Below are 5924 nucleotides of genomic sequence, written 5' to 3' on the forward strand. Positions count from 1 at the left end.
GTAGGGAGTAGCAAGCGCTTCTCCTCTATCGGCCACTGAATGTGCGGCGGATAGCCCGCGAGCTCGCCCTGAACCGCGTCGGCGATAGTGACAGTGGCGGTTTCGAGTGCCTGATCGATGTGGGTTCCACCGAACGAGAATGAATGTAGCGGATACGCATTCGGCACCGAGTGTCGAGCGCCTGGTCTGAGACCGACGTGACAGTTGCCCTCCTCGTGCAGCGAGATGGTCCACACTGCAGCAGCGATGTCCACGTCTGGTCCGTACCTACGGTGGTGAAGGTCGCGACCGACTGCGCCGCACGCGTCGACGATGTGCGTCGGAGCGCCCTCTCCCGACGACGGGACAAGCGGGAGCTCCCACTCTTCTACGCAGTCGAAGTCCTGCCAGTTCATCGACCCTCGCGTTCGGTGTCCGATGCATCGACGAGGTCCGCCGCATCCTTGAGTCCCAGACCAGGGTTTCGTTCCCGCAGCAGCTTGACTGCACCGACTCGCGACGGCGTATCAGCGATCGCGCCGGCAACGTCATCGGATGGAACGGTGGCCGGGTCGATTCGCTCGGGCAATGGGCGCCGTCGCACATTGCTGGTTGCGACGGCCACGATTGCCAGCAGCCATGCGAGTGCTTTCGCGATGTCCCAGGCGGACGGATCGTTGATCACGGATTCGACCACATCGGGCCCGGCCAACGCGGCCCAGCACCCCACGAGGAGTACCCAGCCCCATTTGTTCAGGAACTCGTTGTCGTACCACTTCCGCTTCGCCATGAGTCCAGCATGCCATCGACCGACTTACACACCTTCCGTTCGTTTACAACACGCACTTGCGTTGTAAACGAACGGAAGCGTTGTGAATCGTTGGGGTCGTTCAGACCCTCACCCAGTGCTCGTCGTCGACACGCCAGAGGGTGGGTTCGTCCTCGATGTGCACGGCATCGACATTGAGCCACCACGTCGTGTCCGGGTCGAAACCGGCGAGCACGGTCGCACCGTCGTTGTTCTGCAACGGTATTGCGATGCCCGGGGTAGTGAGGTAGCCGTGCAGGGTGAGGTGGACGCCGTCGAAATCGTGGGCAACCGCAGCCCAGTCCGGGATGAACCAGTTGTGCACTTCGCCGGTGGTGTCGAGCCAGTCCGATCGCTTGGAATCGGGTACAGCCAGTGGATATGCGTCGACCAATTGTGCCCAGGCTGTGGGTTTGTCGATTTCGTAGACCCGAGGGGTTCCGTGGACGGTAACCGCCCATACTCGGGCCTCGCCCATGCTCGACGAGTCCTCCTCCAGGATCAAGCTCAACGCGCCCAGCCAATCCCGAGCTCGGCTGGTCTCCCTAGCTGCGCTGGGCGATGGTATCGACCACCACTCTCCGCCGATCCTGTTGTCCGGTCGCTTGATTCGTCACTGACGGAAGCGGGACTCGCCCTCGAGGACGTGTTCGCGCCATCGGCCCAGTGCGGCATCCGTGCTGCGATAGGGCGTCGTCGATTCCGGCCATTCAACGCCCGAAATACGGTGCGCAACCATCCGCTGATTGGCGAGGTCGACCGGGTCGGACCACCATCGGGTCAGCGGGCATTCCAACACTGCGGACGCTATCGGGCGCAATGCCGTCAGGACATCCTGCCTGGCGAACCAGATGTCCTCTTCGTCCGGCGGTTGCCAGTAGCGTGCAAAGTCCGTTGCGAACGCGAGCGCTTCGAGGATGTCGCGTTCGGATAGTTCGGACACTGCACGAACGTCGACGCCTTCGATCACCTCGAGCACGTCCGCGGGTGCACGGGGTCGGTTGTAGTCGGCCGCTCGGTCGTCGGCGCTGCACGCATATGCGACGTTCGCGCAGAAGAAGCGTCCTCGCGGTGATCCGAGAACGAGCGTGACCATGTCCATCCGTCGACGCTATCTCGACGTGGGTTGTGCGGGGACCGGCCCGGCGGGATAGTCGTGTCATGGACATTGCACAGTGGTGGCCGAAGCTCCGCGACGAGACACGGGATTGGCTCGTCGAGCACAACGGTGAGCCGTTGGATCCCGAGGTCAGCGCGGATATCGCCGCTGCCCACGACGGTCAACCCGGGTGGTGGGCAGAGAAGTCCGACGACGGACTCTACGAGCTGCCCGACGAGTCCGTCGACTGGATCGAGGCGTGGGCGAACGGTGAGACGCCGTGACTGCGGTCGAATGTGACCGAATGTCTACTTAGGTCACTCTGAGTGACCGAAAGGGTCGTTCGGTGCTGGACGGGGCAACCGTGACAGTGTGAACACTATGCGAGATCAGTGGAATTACGCGTCGACAGTGGGTTCCACATTTTCCTGGTCTCAGTTTTTATGGCTCGTTTTCATATTCGTGGGTGTGCCCACGTTGATCGGGGTGGTGGTCATCCGATTGGTTCTGCAGTCGGAGCGATCTGCGCGGACCGGTACTGGCAACTTCGGGTTGTGGGCTACAGGAGCGATCGCGTTTCTTCTTGGCTTCTTAGCCTGCGCGGGCTGGCTGAGTTGGTCGGCCGATCAACGAGGAGAGGTTCGAGGTCCGGGACTTCCTGCGCCGAATGCGTTCCCTACGTGGCAAGTTCTCGCGTGCGGAGCGACGGTGGTGCTTGTGTGCTTCGCGGCGGCGCACCTGTCCCGGTGGGCGATGGCGGGTGGCTTGGCCGCTGCGGCGGGTACGACGGCGGGATTCACCACCGCGTTCACTGTCAGCGCCAGCACCGATGTCACCGGCCAGTCCGCTGTGGGAATCATACTGTCCGAAATAGGTTGGGGTTTGAGTCTGGGTGTGCTGATGCTCGTCCGCGGTGTGTGGCTGAACGGGCGCCGCGAACGATCGTCCTGACGCCGGCTACGTCACGGGCTCGGCGGGGTGTGGCGCTCCGCGCCAGTGGCACGAATAAGTGCATCAGAGTGAACTTAACCGTGCCACTGGCGGCGGAGCCGCCACCGGAGACTCGCAGGTGAGTATCGCGCTGCTGGACCATCTGTGAAACGGTGGAACGGTGGAACGGTGGAACCCATGCGGCCAGTCGACTACACCTTGGCTCCTATCGACGTGCACGCCCGCCGCAAGGACCGCTGGTGGAGACTGTTCTTGCTGGCGTTGTTCCCAGCCGAAGCCGTACTGATACTTCGATTGGACGTTTCGCATTGGTCGGCAGCAGCAGTGGGGTGCGTGGCGTTCGTCGGCTTCGAGGGATACTTCTGGCTTTCAGAGCGCCGTCGAACGCGAAACACTCGGTGATGATTGTCCGGGAGTTCGGTTGATTCATCCGGTGGGATCTGTGGCACACGAGAGGGCTGGGTATCTTTCCAGGGCGTCTGCCACGTAGGGACCGCCGAACGGTGTCTCGGTCATCTGCTCGAACGGCAGCTTGGCTGCGGTGACCGCATGGAAGACTTGTTCGCCGAGCACGTAGCGATCGCCCCGCCCTCGCACTCCTACACTGATGTCGAAGAGCTTCTGTCCAGGCCGGCGTTCTCGTCCGGAACTGGAATGCCGCTTGTCGGATTGACCGGAACGCTCGGATGTCACTGCAAGACGAGTCTGATAACGCACAACCTGATCGAGTATGGGTGAGACTGCCGAACACAGATCGGCAGCGTATTTTTCTGCTTCGGCGTCCGTCGCATAGAACTGAAAGCTGAATTCGATGACCACCGACTCGTCGAACGGTTCGGTTGGATCGGGTGGGAACTCGGACACCGTCGCGCCCAGAACACTCGACCCTCCGACACGACCGAGGTCACTGTCCGTGGATTCGATCAAACACAACATGGCGTGACCGTACAAGGCCGCCAGACGTGCCTGACCCGCGAAGATGTCGAGTACAGCGAGCGCTGTGCGTCGGTCGAGTCGCAAGAAGGAATCGTAGTCGGCTATCGCCACAACCGTTCCTGCAGAATCGGCTTCGCTGCCATAGCTGTAGCGGCCGACGTCGCTGAGAACGTCGTCCAGTGCGTCCAGATTTCGACCGTAGTAGTCCGGAAACGACATCGTCGCGGCGAAGTCCGTGTGCATGTCCGGGACGCTGTGCCATGACGCGGCGTCGAAGGTGTGGACGACGTAGTCGAGGTCGGAGAGATGTCCGCAGGCGGTGTCGAGGCTGAACCGGTCTTTGTACCTATGGACAATTCCGTTCTGGAGGAGTTGCCAGTCGAAGCCCTGTGTTTGCAGGTCGAACAGCTCTTGGTCAGTGGGATCGAAAGGGGCAGAGCGGCTCGATGTTTCGAGCGAGATCGATCGCATCGACAGCTTGATATGTGCGAGATCTTCGTAGGAGAGGTAGTCGCTGCTGAACACGATGTACTTCCAGTCGCCCTCGATCCACTCGTACCGTGTGAGCGTGCGGTCGAGTTCGGACATTGCCGGAGCGGTGTTCCCTCCCGCTGGACCTTCGGCTGGCACTCGCGCCAGGTAGGGATTTCCCTCGAATGGCAGATGCACGATCACGGCACCGGTGTCTGGATCGCCACCGACAACCTCCGCGTTCAGTCGACCTGGCCACCAGCGTGGAAGCGGCACTCGCAGCTCAGCGAGCTTGCGTTTGTACTCGCGGTCGACTGGTTGGTCCTGCCATGGGGGCATCGACATATACCGAGCATGTCACGAGTGAGCGCGCTTGGTGCCCCGATGTTCTTGGGATCGGGGCGATGTCGGGTGCGGACAATCCCCGCACTGTCTCTCCGACTGGTGGAGTTGTTCCGGTCAGCAGCCCGCCCGTGGGCGCTCCGCACCAGTGGCGCGGAAAAGTGCACTAGGGTGAACTCAACCGTGCCACTGTGCGAGCCGCACCAACCGCCGCCACGGGTTCGCTCGCCGCCGCCGTGACTGTGACAAGGTGAACGGCGTGGCAACCTACGCCCTGAACGAAACGGCACCTCGATGACCGGGACACAACGCGCCCTCGCGCACCTGACGCTGTTCGTTGGTGCATTCGCCGCCGTGTGGGCCCTGACGACGACGGTATCCCGCAACTTCGCTTTCGTCGCCGGCGGCGATCGCCTCGATGTCTTATTCGACAGCCAAGTATCGGCGGCGGCTCTCGGCGCGATCGTTGCAGTTGTCGTCGCCACAGCCGCACAGCGGTCGCAGATGGCCTTGGCCGCAGGTGGACTCGGCATCGTGGTGCTCGCCATAGCGTCGGTCATGATGTACACGGGACAGTTGCAGCTGCGGGGAATTGCGGGAGGGCTGATTCTCGGAGGTTGTGCAGCGCTCGCCGGCGAGCGTCGGACTCTGCAGTGTGCATTGGTGTTCGGAGCTCTGTCGGGAATGGTCACGGTCGGGCCAGTCGAACAGACCAGATCATCGCAGACACCGCTGCTGTTCATCCTCGGTGTGCTCGCAATCCTGTTGATCGCTGCACTCTGGACCCGCGTATTCGGTGAATTACCGGTGCGCACTTGGGGGACCGGGCGGATGGTGTTGGTAGGAACCGTCGTTCCGATTGCAGGACTCGTTCTGTATTGGTTGTTTGTGCGCGCGGTGAATTCACTCGGGTCCGTGGGTGCGATGCAGGGGCGATGGCTCCTCGGGCTGGCCGTCATACCGCTGCTCGTCGGTGCGGCGTTCGCACTACGTGGAATGACAGGGGCGGTGATACTCGCGGCGTTGGCGTTCCTCGCGGCTACGGCCTTGGACTCCCTGACGATGTCGACCGCGTTGTTGTTCGTCGCATTGCTGTTGTCGGGCATCGTGATCGGGTGGCGTCGGCCTTCGCCACTGTTGGCATTCGCGCTGTTGGCAGTGGTTGCTGCTACCGGGGTCTTCGTAGCGCAGTTCGACGTCGTGAACCTCGTGTTGCCGTTCGCCGTCGGACTGGCATACGCATCGTTGCTGCCGACGAACGCGCCCGCGGTGACGATCGCGGTGACCACACCGATCGTGGTCACCGTGCCTATCGTCGCCGAATACGGTTGGACGGCA

9 protein-coding genes are annotated in these 5924 nt (G+C 62.2%); 4 read left to right on the forward strand and 5 right to left on the reverse strand.

Annotated features, from left to right (window positions below; all coding sequences use genetic code 11):
- The 4 genes from A2J03_RS09040 to A2J03_RS31585 form a co-directional block, all read right to left on the reverse strand.
- The coding region (locus A2J03_RS09040; protein ID WP_068372419.1) for a hypothetical protein at window positions 1–395 on the reverse strand (395 nt) is incomplete at its 3' end.
- Window positions 392–769: a hypothetical protein gene (locus A2J03_RS09045; protein ID WP_068372422.1), complete on the reverse strand. Its 378-nt coding sequence runs from the start codon at window positions 767–769 to the stop codon at window positions 392–394. The genes A2J03_RS09045 and A2J03_RS09040, both read right to left, overlap by 4 nt.
- Window positions 770–869: 100 nt before the next feature.
- Complete coding sequence (locus A2J03_RS31580) at window positions 870–1298, reverse strand: hypothetical protein (RefSeq protein ID WP_231912451.1); 429 nt, start codon at window positions 1296–1298, stop codon at window positions 870–872.
- A gap of 102 nt (window positions 1299–1400) precedes the next feature.
- The gene (locus A2J03_RS31585) at window positions 1401–1889 is read right to left on the reverse strand and encodes a hypothetical protein (protein ID WP_231912452.1); all 489 of its coding nucleotides are present in this window, start codon (window positions 1887–1889) and stop codon (window positions 1401–1403) included.
- Window positions 1890–1948: 59 nt separating this feature from the next.
- Here A2J03_RS31585 and A2J03_RS09055 point away from each other — a divergent pair, with 59 nt between their 5' ends.
- The 3 genes from A2J03_RS09055 (at window position 1949) to A2J03_RS09065 (ending at window position 3239) form a co-directional block, all read left to right on the forward strand.
- On the forward strand, window positions 1949–2170 hold the full coding sequence (locus A2J03_RS09055) for a hypothetical protein (protein ID WP_068372425.1): 222 nt from the start codon (window positions 1949–1951) through the stop codon (window positions 2168–2170).
- Window positions 2171–2354: 184 nt separating this feature from the next.
- Complete coding sequence (locus A2J03_RS09060) at window positions 2355–2837, forward strand: hypothetical protein (protein WP_231912453.1); 483 nt, start codon at window positions 2355–2357, stop codon at window positions 2835–2837.
- 177 nt (window positions 2838–3014) lie between these two features.
- Window positions 3015–3239: a hypothetical protein gene (locus A2J03_RS09065; protein WP_068372431.1), complete on the forward strand. Its 225-nt coding sequence runs from the start codon at window positions 3015–3017 to the stop codon at window positions 3237–3239.
- Between the two features lie 24 nt (window positions 3240–3263).
- On the opposite strand, the gene A2J03_RS09070 is transcribed toward A2J03_RS09065, so the two are convergent.
- A complete protein-coding gene (locus A2J03_RS09070) occupies window positions 3264–4589 on the reverse strand; it encodes a barstar family protein (RefSeq protein WP_156520282.1) in 1326 nt (441 codons plus the stop codon).
- A gap of 291 nt (window positions 4590–4880) precedes the next feature.
- Between A2J03_RS09070 and A2J03_RS09075 the strand changes: the two genes are divergently transcribed.
- On the forward strand, window positions 4881–5924 hold a 1044-nt coding region (locus tag A2J03_RS09075), incomplete at its 3' end, for a hypothetical protein (protein ID WP_068372434.1).

The organism is Rhodococcus sp. EPR-157 (assembly GCF_001647195.1).
Classification (GTDB): domain Bacteria; phylum Actinomycetota; class Actinomycetes; order Mycobacteriales; family Mycobacteriaceae; genus Rhodococcoides.

Excerpts from the sequence above, each read along its gene's own strand:
- A2J03_RS09055 (WP_068372425.1), top strand. The coding sequence starts at position 1,949 with ATGGACATTGCACAGTGGTGGCCGAAGCTCCGCGACGAGACACGGGAT.
- A2J03_RS09065 (WP_068372431.1), top strand. The coding sequence starts at position 3,015 with ATGCGGCCAGTCGACTACACCTTGGCTCCTATCGACGTGCACGCCCGC.
- A2J03_RS09045 (WP_068372422.1), bottom strand. The coding sequence starts at position 769 with ATGGCGAAGCGGAAGTGGTACGACAACGAGTTCCTGAACAAATGGGGC.
- A2J03_RS09070 (WP_156520282.1), bottom strand. The coding sequence starts at position 4,589 with ATGTCGATGCCCCCATGGCAGGACCAACCAGTCGACCGCGAGTACAAA.
- A2J03_RS31585 (WP_231912452.1), bottom strand. The coding sequence starts at position 1,889 with ATGGACATGGTCACGCTCGTTCTCGGATCACCGCGAGGACGCTTCTTC.